Genomic DNA, 15,119 nt, shown 5'->3' on the forward strand with positions numbered 1-15,119 from the left:
TTCCGACGGGCACGATCGAAGCAGTTCCGCGCACAGGCCTATCGCGCGCGCGAATCCCCGCGTAACCGCCCGATAAATGTACAGGCTCGGCAATTCGCGAGGAATCGCGCAGTTCACGGGCCTTTTTATCCAGACAAATCGACCGCCGTCAGCCGGTTCGGACTTCGGTCGGGTCCTACTCACGAAGAAACGCGCCGGCTATGCGCCGACGCGTTTCTCCGTACCTCACAACTCATTCACACGAGCGTAACGCCCGTCACATTCTGCAGGTACTCAGCGCTGACGCCCGGTGCCAGCTCCACCAGCGCAATGCCCTCCGGTGTGACATCCAGCACGGACAGATCGGTGATGATGCGATGTACCACACCTTGGCCCGTCAACGGCAAAGTACACCGCTCGAGGATCTTCGGGTTTCCCTCCCGGTCGGTATGCTCCATCACCACGATCACGCGGCGAGCGCCGTGGACAAGGTCCATCGCGCCGCCCATGCCCTTGACCATCTTGCCGGGCACCATCCAGTTGGCGAGATCACCGGTACTCGACACCTGCATGCCACCGAGAACGGCAGTATCGATGTGGCCGCCACGAATCATGCCGAAGGACAGTGCAGAGTCGAAGAACGCGGCGCCTGGATTGACGGTGACGGTTTCCTTGCCCGCGTTGATGAGGTCGGCGTCGACCTGATCCTCGGTCGGGTACGGCCCGGTGCCAAGGATGCCGTTCTCGCTGTGCAGGACGACCCTCACGCCCTCAGGAAGATAGCTCGGGATCAGTGTCGGCAGTCCGATTCCCAAATTGACGTATTCGCCCGGCCGCATCTCGGCAGCCGCACGTGCGGCCATCTCGTGGCGAGTCCAACCGACACGAGTTTCCTCCGAACTGGTCACTTGGTGCCTCCTGAGACGGTTCGCTTCTCGATCCTCTTGTCTTGCACACCCGTATGTACGACCCGCTGGACGAACACACCGGGAAGGTGAACGTGTGCCGGGTCGATTTCGCCGGGCTGGACCAGATGTTCCACCTGTGCGATGGTGATCCGACCAGCCATTGCGGCAAGAGGATTGAAGTTCATCGCGGTCTTGTTGAAGACGAGGTTGCCTTCGGTATCGCCGTAATCGGCATGCACCAATGCAAAATCCGCGGTAATCGATTCTTCCAACACATAGCGGCGATCCCCGAAAACGGCGGTCGCCTTGGGCGGAGAAGCGACGGCAATGGATCCGTCGGAGTTGTAACGCCAGGGCAACCCGCCCTCTTCGATGGGAGTGCCCACGCCGGCCGGCGTGTAGAACGCCGGGATGCCGGCGCCGCCCGCACGCAGACGCTCTGCCAGAGTCCCCTGCGGCGTCAGCTCCACTTCGAGCTCACCCGAAAGGTACTGGCGTGCAAACTCTTTGTTCTCCCCCACGTACGACGCCGTCACCCGGGCAATGCGATGAGCGCTCAGGAGAATTCCGAGACCGTAATCGTCGACACCACAGTTGTTGGAGAACACTTCCAGATCGGTGGCGGTACCCTCGGCGATAGCCGCGATCAAGGCGTCGGGAATTCCGCACAGTCCGAACCCACCGACGGCAAGCGTGGACCCGCTGGCGATGTCGGCAACCGCGTCGAGTGCCGAACTCACAACTTTGCTCATGCGTTGTTCTCCTTACTCGGGGAGGATACCGGCGCGATGCAGCAGTTTCTCGGCGTGACGCAGAACGGGCGCGTCCACCATCTTGCCTTCGAAGGCAAACACACCACGTTCGTGGGCCACTGCCGCAAGAACCCTTTGTGCCCAGTCGATTTCCGACTCCGACGGCGCGAACGCTGCGCGGATGACATCAACCTGGCTGGGGTGAATCGCAACCTTGACGTCGAACCCGACGGCAACGGCGTCGGCGGATTCGACGCCAAGTCCGACCAGGTCCTTGATGTCGAGGTACACGGAATCGACAGCCAGTCGGCCGTAGCTCTTCGCTGCCAGCAAAGTATTCGAGCGAACGTGCCTCGCAACGTCGCGGTACGAACCGTCCTGATGACGACTGGCATTGCCTCCGAGACCGGCGATCAGGTCCTCAGCGCCCCACATCACGCCGATGGTGTTGGCCGCCAGAGCGATTTCCTGCACGGCCAGTGCGCCGAGCGGCGACTCGACCAACGCAACGACCTCGGCGGGGGCCAGCGAGAGAACGTCGTCGGCCGATTCGCACTTGGAGAGCATCAAACGCGTGTAATGCGTGCCGTCGAGGGCAAGCAGGTCGAGTTCGTGCTCGCGAGTACCAACGGGATTGACGCGCACCACCGTGCGTTCCGGGTCGAGCGGTGTGTCGATCAGCGCGGTGCGCGCTGCCTCCTTGTCGTCAGCGGCAACGCCGTCCTCGAGGTCGAGAATGACAACGTCGGCTGCCGCCGCAGCTTTCGCATAGCGCTCCGGGCGATCTGCCGGGCAGAACAACCACGCCGGCCCCGGCGGAATCCACGTCACGACGATTCTCCTTGCGGCCTCAACTGCACCAACGTTTTACGAGTTGCCACGGCCACGACGTCGCCGTGCTGATTACGACCGGTGTGGACCAACGTCACGATGCCTTCACCCGGGCGGCTCTTCGATTCACGCTTGTCGGCGATCAACGTCTCCGCATACAGGGTATCGCCGTGGAAGAGCGGCTTCGGGAAACTGATGTCCGAGAACCCGAGATTTGCCACGATGGTTCCCTGCGTCAATTGTGCAACCGAAAGTCCCACGATCGTCGACAGCGTGAACATCGAATTGACCAGGCGCACACCGAACTGTGTGTCCTCGCTGTACGCGGCGTCGAGATGCAGTGCCTGCGTGTTCATTGTCAACGTCGTGAACAGTACGTTGTCGGCCTCGGTGACCGTGCGGCCTGGGCGGTGTTCGTAGATTGCGCCAAGTTCGAACTCCTCGAACCAGAGTCCGCGCTGAGTGATCTTCTTGGTCTCTGCGTTGTTCATCTGAGAGTTCGTCACAACCCCGCCTCACGTGCGATGAGCATCAACTGCACCTCGGTAGTGCCTTCGCCGATCTCCAGAATCTTACTGTCACGGTAGTGCCGCGCGACTGCGTATTCGTTCATGAATCCGTATCCGCCGTGGATCTGGGTGGCGTCGCGGGCGTTGTCCATGGCGGCTTCGGAGGAGATGAGCTTGGCGATGGATGCCTGCTTCTTGAACGGCTTGCCGGACAGCATCAATGCGGCCGCGTCGTAGTACGCGGTGCGGGCCACGTGGGCGCGAGCTTCCATGCGCGCGATCTTGAACGCGATGGCCTGGTTCTGACCGATGGGGCGTCCGAATGCCTCGCGCTCCTTCGCGTACTTGATCGACTCGTCGACGCAACCCTGGGCGGCGCCGACGCTCAACGCGGAAATAGCGATACGGCCTTCGTCGAGAATGCGCAGGAAGTTCGCGTAGCCCCGGCCACGCTCACCGAGCAGGTTCTCTTCGGGGACACGAACATCCGCGAACGTGAGCGGGTGGGTGTCGGACGCATTCCAGCCGACCTTGTTGTATGCAGGCTCAGCGGTGAATCCCGGCGTCGTGGTCGGCACGAGAATCGTCGAGATTTCCTTCTTGCCGCCGTCCTTGACACCCGTAACCGCGGTGACCGTCACGAGCTTCGTGATGTCGGTGCCCGAGTTGGTGATGAACTGCTTGTTGCCGTTGATGATCCACTCGCCGCTGTCGAACTTGGCGGTGGTCTTGGTTCCACCGGCGTCGCTACCGGCGCCAGGCTCGGTCAATCCGAAGGCGGCAAGCGACTTTCCGCTGGTGAGCTGCGGCAGCCACTCGTCCTTCTGCGCGTCGTTGCCAAATCGGTAGATCGGCATGGCGCCGAGGGACACTCCGGCTTCGAGAGTGATCGCGACACTCTGATCCACCTTGCCCAATTCCTCGAGTGCGAGGCACAGGGCAAAGTAGTCGCCGCCCATTCCGCCGTACTCCTCGGGGAACGGCAGACCGAACAGGCCCATCTCCGCCATCCCGGCAACAACCTCGTACGGGAAGGTGTGATTGGCGTCGTGCTCGGCGGCAACCGGCGCCACAACTGTCTTGGCGAAGTCCGCAACGGTCTTGGCCAACTGCTGGTACTCGTCCGGAAGCGCTCCGGTGGCAAGGTAATCGGACATCAGGCTTCTTCCTTCTGAGTCGTGTTCTCGGTGTCTTCTTCTGCAGTGTCTGCTTCGGCGGTGGGTACGACGCGGGCCAGAATCTGATCCACCATCACCTGATCGCCCTGACGGACAAGCACTTCCACGGTTCCGTCGATCGGCGAGGTCAGCGAGTGCTCCATCTTCATGGCCTCGACGACCACCAGTGACTGCCCCACCGACACGGCTGCGCCGTTCTCGACGTTGACCGCGATCACCGCACCCGGCATCGGACTTGCGATTTCGGCGTCACCGGCGTGCGCGTCGTCGCCTCGGACGCTGACCTCGGCAACTTCGCGGACATGCCAGGTTCCGCCGCCGGCCAGCCACAACCCACCCTCGGTCTCGGCCACGACAAACGTGCGCCGACGCCCGTCGATCACCACAGCCAGTTCCGATCCCGTCAAGCCGGCACTGAAAGCCTGCGGCTGCGATCCTTCGACCTCGACCTTTGCGTCTGTGGGAGTCCCGACTATCGACACATGCGCAATCCGGGTTCCGGCCGACAGGCGGATGCTGGTCGGAGCCGGAGTCCCCACGCGCCATCCGCTGGGAACGTCCCAAGGGTCTACCGATGCTGCAGTCGTCCACCGTGCCAGCCAGCGATAGGCCGCAGCGGCAATGAGGACCTCGTCCGTGGCGTCTGCCGCGACAAAGTCTTCAACCCGACGATCGAGGAGGCCGGTATCGAGGTTGCCCGCGATCACATCCGGATCGGCAAGGAGGAAGCGTGCAAATTCGATGTTGGTGACCACGCCGAGAACCGCGGTGTCGCCGAGCGCACGATCGAGCTTGCGCAAAGCACCGGCGCGGTCGGAAGCGTGTGCGATGACCTTGCTGAGCATCGGGTCGTAGTCGCTGCCGACGACGGTTCCCTCGAGCAGGCCCGAATCGACGCGTACGCCCGATCCCGACGGCTCGACGAGCCCGACGACGCTGCCACCGGTCGGTAGGAATCCGCGTCCCGGATCTTCGGCGTACACGCGGGCTTCGATGGCGTGCCCGGTCAAGGTGATGTCGCTCTGCTCGAAAGCCAGCTTCTCCCCGGCCGCGACGCGTACCTGCCACTCGACCAGGTCGAGTCCGGTGACCATTTCGGTGACCGGGTGCTCGACCTGCAGTCGGGTGTTCATCTCCATGAAGAAGAACTCGTCCGGCTTGTCGGCCGAAACGATGAACTCGACGGTGCCGGCACCGGTGTAGTCGACGCTGCGAGCGGTATTGCACGCTGCTGCGCCGATGCGGTCGCGCGTCACCTGATCCAGCAGGGGTGACGGCGCCTCTTCGATGACCTTCTGGTGACGCCGCTGCAGGCTGCACTCACGCTCACCGAGGTGAACGACGTTGCCGTGCTGATCGGCGAGAACCTGGACCTCGATATGCCGGGGCCGCAGGACAAATCGTTCGAGGAACAGCGTGTCGTCACCGAACGACGACGCGGCCTCGCGGCGAGCGCTGCGCAGCGCTTCCGCCAGATTGGCCGGATCTTCGACCAACCGCATACCCTTACCGCCGCCGCCTGCCGAAGGCTTGACGAGTACCGGGTAACCGATGTCCTCAGCTGCCGCGATCAGTTCTTCGTCGGTCAGATTCGGGCGAGCGATACCCGGAACCACCGGGACGTCGAATGCCGCCACCGCGTTCTTTGCGGTGATCTTGTCGCCCATCACCTCGATGGCACGCTCGTTTGGCCCGAGGAACGCGATCCCGGCCGCAGCGCAGGCTGCCGAGAAAGCCGAATTCTCCGACAGGAAGCCGTAACCCGGGTGAATACCCTGGGCACCGGTGGCCTTGGCGGCGTCGATCACCTTGTCGATGACGAGGTAGCTCTCGCGCGCCGGAGCAGGCCCGATGTTGACGGCAGTATCGGCTTCTCGGACGTGGCGCGCATTGGCGTCGGCGTCGCTGTAGACGGCAACGCTGCGAATTCCCAACTCGCGCAACGTGCGAATCACACGAACAGCGATCTCACCACGGTTGGCAACGAGGACGGTATCTATGGTGCGAAGCTCAGTCATCTCTCTCACATCCTGAAGACGCCGTAGGAGACCGGCTCGATCGGCGCGTTTGCACACACCGAGAGAGCCAGGCCGAGAACAGTTCTGGTATCTGCCGGGTCGATCACGCCGTCGTCCCAGAGTCGAGCAGTGGAGTAGTACGGACTGCCCTGCGCCTCGTACTGCTCACGGATCGGCGCCTTGAACGCTTCTTCGTCGTCAGCCGACCACGGGTTACCAGCGCTGTCGAGCTGTTCGCTGCGAACTGTCGAGAGCACCGACGCGGCCTGCTCGCCGCCCATGACCGAGATGCGCGCGTTGGGCCACATCCACAGGAAGCGAGGCGAATACGCGCGTCCACACATGGAGTAGTTGCCCGCGCCGTACGAACCGCCGATGACCACCGTCAGCTTAGGAACCCGTGCACACGCGACGGCCGTGACCATCTTGGCTCCGTGCTTGGCGATGCCGCCGGCCTCGTAATCGCGTCCCACCATGAAGCCGGCGATGTTCTGCAGGAACAACAGCGGAACACTGCGCTTGTCGCACAGTTCGATGAAATGTGCACCCTTCATGGCGGATTCGCCGAAGAGCACGCCGTTGTTGGCGATGATGCCGACCGGATGGCCTTCGATGTGGGCGAAACCGGTCACGAGCGTCTTGCCGTATTCAGCCTTGAACTCCTGGAACGCGCCACCGTCAACGAGCTTGGTGATCACCTCGTGAACGTCGTACGGCGTACGGGGATCGGTCGGGACGACGTCGTAGAGCTCGCTCTGATCGGCGACGGGCGGAACTGTCGAGATCACGTCCCACGGGCGCTGGGAGCGGGGGCCAAGTGTGGCAATGATGTTGCGCACGATCCGAAGTGCGTCGCGGTCGTCCTCGGCCAGGTGATCGGTGACACCGGAAACCTTGGAGTGCAGGTCACCGCCGCCAAGCTCCTCGGCTGTCACGATCTCGCCGGTCGCAGCCTTCACCAGCGGCGGTCCGCCCAGGAAGATGGTGCCCTGATTACGAACAATGACGGCCTCGTCGCTCATTGCCGGTACGTAGGCGCCGCCGGCGGTGCACGAACCGAGAACTGCAGCGATCTGGGGAATCCCCTTGGCGCTCATGGTTGCCTGGTTGAAGAAGATCCGGCCGAAGTGCTCACGGTCCGGAAAGACTTCGTCCTGACGCGGCAGGAAGGCGCCACCGGAGTCGACCAGGTAGATGCAGGGAAGGTTGTTCTGCAACGCCACTTCCTGCGCACGCAGATGCTTCTTCACCGTCATCGGGTAGTACGTGCCACCCTTGACCGTTGCGTCGTTGGCGACGATGACACATTCGCGCCCCGACACCCGGCCGATTCCTGTAATCACGCCGGCACCGGGGCACTCGTCGTCGTACAGGCCGTTTGCGGCCAGCGGGGACAACTCCAGGAAGGGACTGCCCGGATCGAGCAGTGAATCCACCCGATCTCTGGGAAGCAGTTTCCCTCGACTGACGTGCCGATCCCTCGATTTCTGGTTGCCGCCGAGGGCGGCTTGAGCCAGTTTCTTCTTCAGTTCATCCACCAGAACGGTGTGATCGGATCGGTATCCCGACCCTTGCGTGATTCCACTGGGAGTCATCCCGCCGCCTTCGCCATGAGTTAATGCTCGATAACTGAAACTAGATTAACTATGATTAACTGAGTTGTCCAGGTCACACGCGAAGAAAGATCAAAAGAATGCCCTCTGAGCAGGTAACGGCTCCGACCCGGCGCGATCAGATGAAGGCGGATCGCAGACGTCAACTCCTCGGCGCCGCCGCACGCCTGATCGCCGAACGTGGATTCGTGAGCGTTCGACTCGAGGATCTCGGCGCCGCCGCCGGAATCAGCGGACCTGCCGTATACCGGCACTTCCCCAACAAGGATGCCGTCCTGGTCGAACTGCTCGTCGGGATCAGCACCCGGCTGTACGAGGGCGGTTCGGCCGCAACCGAGACAGCCGACTCCCCGACGTCAGCGCTCGACGCCCTCGTAGAGTTCCATCTCGACTTCGCACTCGGTGAACCGGACCTGATCCGCATCCAGGATCGCGACCTCGAAAGCCTGCCGGCCGACGCGAGACGGCAAGTCCGCCAGACGCAGCGCAAATACGTGGAACTGTGGGTCGGAGTCCTCGAACAGCTCGATCCGACGCTCGACGAAGCCGATGCGCGAATCAAGGCCCACGCCACATTCGGCCTGATCAACTCCACTCCGCACAGCGCCAACCCGGCGTCGCCTGCCCGAACGCGCCGCGTCCTGCGCGCTATGACGCTCGCCGCACTACGCACACCCTGAACCGGACACCGCAAAATCAGTGGCAGACTGGTTGCACCAGCTAACAGATGAGGGTGCCGTGCCGAACGTGGAAGACAGCAGTGCAATCAGTCGAACAGATTTCGCCGAACTGCGAACCGAGTTCTCCCGATTCATGATGCTGTACCAATTCGGTATCGCCGAACTGATGACCAAAGTGAACATCCTCAAGGACGAGTTCACCCACATCAATCAGTACAGTCCCATCGAACACGTCGCATCTCGGGTGAAGACGCCGGAGAGCATCATGCGCAAAGCCGAGCGACTCGGCATTCCGATCACCATCGAGGACATCTCGAAGAACATCTTCGACATCGCCGGCGTGCGCATTACCTGCAGCTTCATTTCCGACACCTATCGGATCGCCGAAATGCTCACCAGCCAGTCGGACCTGAGGGTGATCGAGCGCGAGGACTACATCGCCAACCCCAAGCCCAACGGCTACAAGAGTCTGCACCTCATAGTCGAAGTGCCCGTCTTCATGAGCGACCGCGTCTCTTACGTGCCGATCGAACTCCAGATCCGTACCATCGCAATGGATTTCTGGGCCAGTCTCGAGCACAAGATCTATTACAAGTACAACCGGGACGTGCCGGCCGAACTGCTCGACGAGCTCACCGAAGCCGCAGCCGCCGCACACCGTCTGGACGTCAAGATGGAGCGACTCAACGACGAGTTCGCCAAGATCAAAGCTCTCCCCCATCCCGACGACGAGAGCGTCGAACTCGAACTGCCGACCCAGTTTCTCAATGCCCTGCGTCTACAGCGCGGGCTCTGATCACTGCCTAGACAGATTTCTGCCCAGGCAAAAGTGCGCCCTCCTCTATGGGGAGGGCGCACTTTTCAGACCAAGCGATATGCCTATTTCTTGCCCGTCACGGCGCTGTAGCCGAGGGACAGAACTGCAGCTGCCGCGATGCTGATGATCCAGCGAATCCAGTCGATTCCGCCGGTATCACCCTTGTCCGAGATGGCGCCCCAAACCCAGTATCCGATCAATGCACCGGCGACACCGAGGACGATGGTGATGATCATCCCGTACTGCTGCTTACCTGGCAGCACCAGGCGCGCAAGGATTCCGATTACTGCACCGAAAATAATGGTCCCGATGATCTGTCCCATGACAGCCCCTCTCACATGTCGTGCATGCGTGCGGCCGAAAAATCTCCGCCCAGTCGAACAATAACCACAGTTACAGGTAACAGTCGCCTGTTGTCCAAATTATTGTCCGAGATGCAACCTGAAATACACGGCCGCCAGATGCGACCGACACACAGCACACTACACGTGGCGACTCATCAGCAATCCACATTGACGATGCCATGGAGCACTGAAGAAGTTCGATTTCCACCCCGCCGGACACCTTGTAGTTATCTTGTCGCAATCAAACGTCACCGGTGTGAGCGCCGCCAGGAATTCCACCGCTCGAGGAGATTGATCCCTTCACCGGAAAGAGCATCCCGGCGCCGCAGGCCGGTACACTTACGAGCGCTTCAACGCAGTGATGCGGTCCTCACTCGAGCGCAACAGCACCCGCTCTCCTCCCCACAACTCGCGCGGTTGCACCCAGGTGCCAACACCATCGTCTCCATCCGGTTCCACGCGAACCTCCCAGGTGCGCTGACCTGTTCGAGGATTCACTCCGTACACAATTCCTTCGTCTACGACAAGATCACCGTCCCACAGAATCTCGCCGGTACGTTCGGTACGGGTATCCCACAGGACCTCCCCGTTGGACAGATCAACGAACCGGATCGTACCGTCGGCGCTCGTCACAGCAACCACATCTCCGATCACCGCCAAGGATTGCGCAGAACCGAGCACCTCCTGGTTGGTCCACAGCTTCTCTCCGGTCTTTCTGTCGAAGCCGCTGTCCCCCAGAATGATCGGAGTCGAATCCCCGGCAGGTTGGTCACGGCTGTAACGCAAACTGAAATACGATCCCGATCCGGAAGACACGAAATCCGCCCTGGCAAATTCGTGCCCGTACGGATCAATTGCGTACGCTCTTGTCGCTTGCCCATCGTTCTGGCAATCACGTTCTAAAACCAAAGTGACACCGTCAGAGGATGTGTGCGTGGTCGAGCACGTGGTGTAGCCGTACAACCACCGTTGATCGCCGGTCTCCGGATCGAAACCCAGAGTCTCGTCGAGGGAAATCAGGCCCAGATCGCCGCGCACCGACATCACCGGCTCGACGTAACCGGATTCCCACGATCCGCCGACGTCGAATGCCTTGGACCAGTTGGCTTCCGGATCGTCGACGCTTCCACTGTGGACACGAACGTCGTTGCTCTCGATATCACCCTCGAGGGCCAGGACGTCATCGCCCGAGACAACCGCGATGATCGGTGACCACGGCGTGACAACGTCTCGACGCTCGCCGCTCTCGATGTCGAAAACCGAGTACGCGGAGGCAGTGACATACGGCCCGGAGTAGCACAGCAGCGAACCGTCCAGCAATGCCGGAGAACACCCGCCGATATCGACGGCCGACGCGCGCCAGCGCACCGAGCCGTCTTCGGCATCGAGCGCAACGAGTTCCGCGTCGTCGAGGGAGTAGGACTGCCGGTCCGGCATACCTGCCATTGTCACCACTATCGAGCCCGCGTCGATGAATCCGCCCATCTCCATGTTGAATTCGGTTCCGCCGAGCGGGCTGCGAAAGACCGCGAACTCCCGTCCGAGAACCTCGGCGGCGTCGACGGCCCACAGCGGCGCCCCGACGTCAACGGAATGGGCACGATTCCCGGCATCGATCACGGTGACCACTGCTGCGGTAACGGTGACTATCGCGGCAAGTGCCGCGATGCCCAGACGTGCCCGTGGAGAGAACCGCTCGGTCATCGAATCTCCAGCCCGTCGATCGTTGCGAGAAATTCCAATTGCTCGTATGTCATCGGCATGTTCGGCGACGCCGCCGACGAACGAACCGACACCCGCGTTCCATTGGGCTGTGTCAGCGTTACCGACCGACTCTGTTCACTCGTTGCCTCGCGAGTGCCTTCACCATTCCCCATCGGCATGACCGAGTAATGACGCTCGTCGCGCACGATCACAGCGCCGTCCTCGGCGGTCACCACCGATTTCGGATGCCCGTCGTACGAAGGGTCGTACTTGTTCGGCGCCTTGGGAAGTGGCTGCCCGCTGGTGATCGAAATAGTCAGATCCGACTCGTTGCCGCCCGATCGCGCTACAAGATCCTGACAGGCGGTCGTGGTGTCGCTCTCGGCCAGAACCAATCTCCCGAGCGCAGGTTCGAGAACTGGCATTCCGGGAGGTGCCGCACGCCAACCTGATTGGAGAGCTCTTCCCAGCTCGTCGACGGTGCCACGATCCAGCTTCCGCCCGGACGGGTCGAGTGTCGATCCTTGGCAACCGGGCTGGATAGGTGCCGTACCTGGTGGAACCGGCGCCGTAATGCGCAGTTGCGGAAGGCTGACCAAAGCGATCAGGTCTTCGACGGTCAACGGAACCATCCCGCTGATCTCGACCCCGGGGCTACCGGCATAGACCGCGTCGGTCGCGCTCGCCTGGATGAATGTTTTATCCGCGCCGTACAGAAGCGCTGAACGCGACAGAGTGCGAACGCCGTTGGTTTCGCTCCACGTGTCCTGCGCGTCCACGACAGAACCGTCAGCGAGGGTGCGGCGCTCGACGAGCGAGCCGGCAATACACGGGGGAACCGGGCCCGTATGGGACGTCACCCGGATGTCGAGTGCTCCTGCCTTTCCGTCCCGTACCAGCGTCGCGGATGCCGTCGTATCCGCCATCTCCTCGAGTGAGAACCCCTCTGGCAGTTCGGACGACTCCGACGGAACGTGGAGGGGCCCGAAGTTCAACGATCGTTCCGGGCTTGCGAACTCGATCTCGGCGACAGCCGGCAGCGACCGCTGGACGGCTTCGGACATCACCGTTGCCTTGGGCGCGGAGAACCACGGGAACCGTGGATCGTCGTAGGTTTGTGCCCCGGTCGACCAGTACGAGATCGATGACAAGCCGTCGCCAGGCGACTCGACGCTGGTGCATCCCGGGATGCTCGTCGGGTACACCACCGTTGGTGTTACGTACGTGTACTCCGAATTCTCCTCGGCCTGCGTCTCCTCGGTCGACTGCGTCGTTCCGACGGACGACGCAGTCAGTTCACCGGAGTCCGAACCGCTCCATCGATCGACTACTCCGGCAAAGACGATGCCGCCGGCCATCAACGAGACCACCGTGAGCGCGACCGTCCACTTTTCGGTCCGATCGGAACCGGAATTCTTGTCGGCCACCAGCCCTCGCAGTTTCCTCAGGGCACGCCAGGCAGGCGTTGCCTCTCCCCGGACCTGTCGCGGCGGCACCGACTTTTGTTACCAACCGGATGGTTTCCATTGGAGAAGTCACTACACCCCGACAGGCACCGGATCTGCGTCTGGATCCTGTTCGATCGGGATGAGCCGGATCGCTTCGCCCTCGATATCGACGTTGGGCAGGATCTTGTCGAGCCAGGCCGGCAGCTTCCACGCCGAGTCTCCGAGAATCGACATGACCGCGGGAATCACGATCATGCGAATGATGAAGGCGTCGAAGAAGACTGCAGCGGCAAGGCCGAAGCCCATCATCTTGCTGGTGGTTTCCGACGACAACATGAACGCGCCGAACACCGAGATCATGATGATCGCCGCTGACGCGACCACTCGCGCACCGTGGGTGTACCCCGAGATGATGGCGTCCTTTGCCGACAACCCGTGCACGTATTCCTCACGCATTCGAGTCACGAGGAATACCTGGTAATCCATTGCCAGACCGAAGACCACACCGATCATGAAGATCGGCAGGAAGGAGATGATCGGTTGGGTGTGCTGGATCAACCCGAATGCGCCCTCTTGGAAGATCGCCACCGTGGCACCGAACGTGGCGCAGATGGAGAACAGGAATCCGAGAGTTGCAGTCAGCGGAACCAGGATCGAACGGAAGACGACCATCATGATGATGAACGCCAGCCCGACGACCACAATCAGATACGGAATGAGGGCGGAACTGAGTTTCGACGACATGTCGGCAACAATCGCCGTCTGACCCGCGACGCCAAGTTCAGCGCCCTCGGCTTTCACCGTCGACCCGTATTCGCGGATCTGATCCATCAACTCGTGTGTTTCGGGACCGCTCGGCGATAGCTGCGGAGTTACGGCGATCAGGGCGGAGTTTGCCCCAACGGTTGGGTTGGCCGCGTCCGGGCCGTTGCCGGTCCACATCAGGAGATCCGGCGTGGCGACGTTGTCCAGACCCTTGATGTACGCAATCGTCTTGGCTGCGACGGGCGTGATGTCTGTCCCCTCGGGAGAGTCGAGCACAACGAACAACTTGCCGTTGACACCCTCACCGAAACCTCGCTGCATCAGCGCGAGTGCCGGTTGCTCCTCGTCCTGAGTGAAGGAAAGCCCGAGCTCGAGTTTTGTCATCGGAATCGCGGCGATCACCAGCAGAACCAACGCAATGCCGGCGATAGGCCACGGGTACTTGGTGACCACCTTCGCCCACCGGTGCCCGTTCGATTCCATCGATTCGGGCTCGTCACCGTGACGCAGGCCGGGGATGCGCGGCGAGAAGGCAAAGCGGCCGAACACCCCGAGAACAGCCGGGATCAACGTGATCGCGCCCAACACCGCGATAATCACGGCGATCGCAGCCGAGATTCCCATCTGGGTGATCATCGGTACACCCACCACGGCCAGCGCTGCCAAGGCAACCACAACGGTCAGGCCGGCAAAAACGACGGACGAGCCGGCTGTGCCCACCGCACGACCGACTGCCGCCTCCCTACTACCACCCAGATTGAGTTCACTGCGGTACCGCGAGACGATGAACAGCGCGTAGTCGATCGAGACGGCAATGCCGATCATCGTCACGATGCCCGTGACACCCTCGTTGATGTCGAAGAATCCCGCCCCGAGCGTCACGGTCAGCGTTGCGAGTGCGATGCCGAGTATCGCGGTGAACAGCGGAATGAACGCCGCGATCAGTGCACCGAAGGCCACGATCATGACGATGAACGCCACCGCGAAGCCAAGCATCTCCGACAATCCGCCAGCAGTCTGGACCTGCATCAACGAACCGGTGCCCTCGACTTGCAAACCGCCGGTACGGAACTTGGCCATCAGATCGAGGAAAGCCGTCTTGTTGGCCTGCGTCTGATCCTCGATGCGGATCGACTGGTTGAGCTGGATCAACCCCACCTTGCCGTCGTCGCCCAGTACGGCACTGGCAAGCGCCGGTTCAGCCGCCGCGAGGGCGACCGGATTGACGATCGTTTCGGGATCAACGATGTCCGGGAGAGTCTTTGCCTGCGCGATCAATTGGTCGATCTGATCACTGTGCGCAGCAAGTCCGTCGTCGGCCGCGACAAGAATGCTGGTGGATGCCTTACTTTGTTGCTCTGCCGCAGCCGCAAAATTCTCGTTCATCAGCTCGGTGGCACGCTGGGAATCCGTGCCGGGAAGATTGAATTCTTTCGAGAACGTCGGGCTGGTAGCGCCGATCGCGCCGCCGACAATCGCGATGACAATCACCCACGTTGCCAACACAAGGTACTTGTGGCGGAATGCAAACTTCCCAAGCCTGTACAAATAGGTAGCCAACGTAAGCCTCTCT

Annotated in this window: 13 protein-coding genes; 2 read left to right on the forward strand and 11 right to left on the reverse strand. The window is 61.7% G+C overall.

Annotated elements, in window-relative coordinates; genetic code table 11:
• Nucleotides 1–236: 236 nt before the first annotated feature.
• Genes R4P64_RS27500 through R4P64_RS27530 form a run of 7 tightly spaced genes read right to left on the reverse strand, consistent with a single transcriptional unit; the run spans nt 237 to nt 7,770 of the window.
• Entirely contained in the window at nt 237–887 is a 651-nt protein-coding gene (locus R4P64_RS27500; RefSeq protein WP_317823415.1) for a 3-oxoacid CoA-transferase subunit B, read from the reverse strand.
• On the reverse strand, nt 884–1,639 hold the full coding sequence (locus R4P64_RS27505; RefSeq protein ID WP_172936246.1) for a CoA transferase subunit A: 756 nt from the start codon (nt 1,637–1,639) through the stop codon (nt 884–886). Before R4P64_RS27505 ends, R4P64_RS27500 begins: the two co-directional genes overlap by 4 nt.
• Nucleotides 1,640–1,651: 12 nt before the next feature.
• Nucleotides 1,652–2,470, reverse strand: coding sequence for an HpcH/HpaI aldolase/citrate lyase family protein (locus R4P64_RS27510; RefSeq protein WP_033236941.1), 819 nt, complete (start codon nt 2,468–2,470; stop codon nt 1,652–1,654).
• Nucleotides 2,467–2,961: a MaoC family dehydratase gene (locus R4P64_RS27515; protein WP_033236966.1), complete on the reverse strand. Its 495-nt coding sequence runs from the start codon at nt 2,959–2,961 to the stop codon at nt 2,467–2,469. Before R4P64_RS27515 ends, R4P64_RS27510 begins: the two co-directional genes overlap by 4 nt.
• A gap of 11 nt (nt 2,962–2,972) precedes the next feature.
• Entirely contained in the window at nt 2,973–4,136 is a 1,164-nt protein-coding gene (locus R4P64_RS27520; protein WP_317823416.1) for an acyl-CoA dehydrogenase family protein, read from the reverse strand.
• Nucleotides 4,136–6,175 carry an acetyl/propionyl/methylcrotonyl-CoA carboxylase subunit alpha gene (locus R4P64_RS27525; RefSeq protein WP_141484691.1) on the reverse strand — a complete coding sequence of 680 codons (2,040 nt, stop codon included), beginning with the start codon at nt 6,173–6,175 and terminating at the stop codon, nt 4,136–4,138. The genes R4P64_RS27520 and R4P64_RS27525 overlap by 1 nt, the downstream gene beginning before the upstream one ends.
• A 5-nt stretch (nt 6,176–6,180) precedes the next feature.
• Nucleotides 6,181–7,770, reverse strand: coding sequence for a carboxyl transferase domain-containing protein (locus R4P64_RS27530; RefSeq protein ID WP_317823417.1), 1,590 nt, complete (start codon nt 7,768–7,770; stop codon nt 6,181–6,183).
• 98 nt (nt 7,771–7,868) lie between these two features.
• Here R4P64_RS27530 and R4P64_RS27535 point away from each other — a divergent pair, with 98 nt between their 5' ends.
• Nucleotides 7,869–8,468 carry a TetR/AcrR family transcriptional regulator gene (locus R4P64_RS27535; RefSeq protein WP_033236945.1) on the forward strand — a complete coding sequence of 200 codons (600 nt, stop codon included), beginning with the start codon at nt 7,869–7,871 and terminating at the stop codon, nt 8,466–8,468.
• A 67-nt stretch (nt 8,469–8,535) separates the two neighbouring features.
• A complete protein-coding gene (locus tag R4P64_RS27540; protein WP_092801705.1) occupies nt 8,536–9,264 on the forward strand; it encodes a GTP pyrophosphokinase family protein in 729 nt (242 codons plus the stop codon).
• An 83-nt stretch (nt 9,265–9,347) separates the two neighbouring features.
• Here R4P64_RS27540 and R4P64_RS27545 read toward each other — a convergent pair whose 3' ends face one another.
• The 4 genes from R4P64_RS27545 to R4P64_RS27560 all read right to left on the reverse strand — a co-directional run bounded on the left by R4P64_RS27545 (nt 9,348) and on the right by R4P64_RS27560 (nt 15,106).
• Complete coding sequence (locus R4P64_RS27545) at nt 9,348–9,608, reverse strand: GlsB/YeaQ/YmgE family stress response membrane protein (protein WP_033236946.1); 261 nt, start codon at nt 9,606–9,608, stop codon at nt 9,348–9,350.
• Nucleotides 9,609–9,968: 360 nt separating this feature from the next.
• Complete coding sequence (locus R4P64_RS27550; protein WP_317823419.1) at nt 9,969–11,333, reverse strand: PQQ-binding-like beta-propeller repeat protein; 1,365 nt, start codon at nt 11,331–11,333, stop codon at nt 9,969–9,971.
• Entirely contained in the window at nt 11,330–12,760 is a 1,431-nt protein-coding gene (locus R4P64_RS27555; RefSeq protein WP_141484693.1) for a hypothetical protein, read from the reverse strand. Before R4P64_RS27555 ends, R4P64_RS27550 begins: the two co-directional genes overlap by 4 nt.
• Before the next feature lie 111 nt (nt 12,761–12,871).
• A complete protein-coding gene (locus R4P64_RS27560; protein WP_045070865.1) occupies nt 12,872–15,106 on the reverse strand; it encodes an MMPL family transporter in 2,235 nt (744 codons plus the stop codon).
• Nucleotides 15,107–15,119 lie beyond the last annotated feature (13 nt).

It is taken from the genome of Rhodococcus sp. IEGM 1366 (assembly GCF_033142425.1).
GTDB classification, from domain to species: Bacteria; Actinomycetota; Actinomycetes; order Mycobacteriales; family Mycobacteriaceae; genus Rhodococcus_F; species Rhodococcus_F globerula.

Excerpts from the sequence above, each read along its gene's own strand:
- R4P64_RS27505 (WP_172936246.1), bottom strand. The coding sequence starts at position 1,639 with ATGAGCAAAGTTGTGAGTTCGGCACTCGACGCGGTTGCCGACATCGCC.
- R4P64_RS27515 (WP_033236966.1), bottom strand. The coding sequence starts at position 2,961 with ATGAACAACGCAGAGACCAAGAAGATCACTCAGCGCGGACTCTGGTTC.
- R4P64_RS27520 (WP_317823416.1), bottom strand. The coding sequence starts at position 4,136 with ATGTCCGATTACCTTGCCACCGGAGCGCTTCCGGACGAGTACCAGCAG.
- R4P64_RS27525 (WP_141484691.1), bottom strand. The coding sequence starts at position 6,175 with ATGACTGAGCTTCGCACCATAGATACCGTCCTCGTTGCCAACCGTGGT.
- R4P64_RS27530 (WP_317823417.1), bottom strand. The coding sequence starts at position 7,770 with ATGACTCCCAGTGGAATCACGCAAGGGTCGGGATACCGATCCGATCAC.
- R4P64_RS27535 (WP_033236945.1), top strand. The coding sequence starts at position 7,869 with ATGCCCTCTGAGCAGGTAACGGCTCCGACCCGGCGCGATCAGATGAAG.
- R4P64_RS27545 (WP_033236946.1), bottom strand. The coding sequence starts at position 9,608 with ATGGGACAGATCATCGGGACCATTATTTTCGGTGCAGTAATCGGAATC.
- R4P64_RS27550 (WP_317823419.1), bottom strand. The coding sequence starts at position 11,333 with ATGACCGAGCGGTTCTCTCCACGGGCACGTCTGGGCATCGCGGCACTT.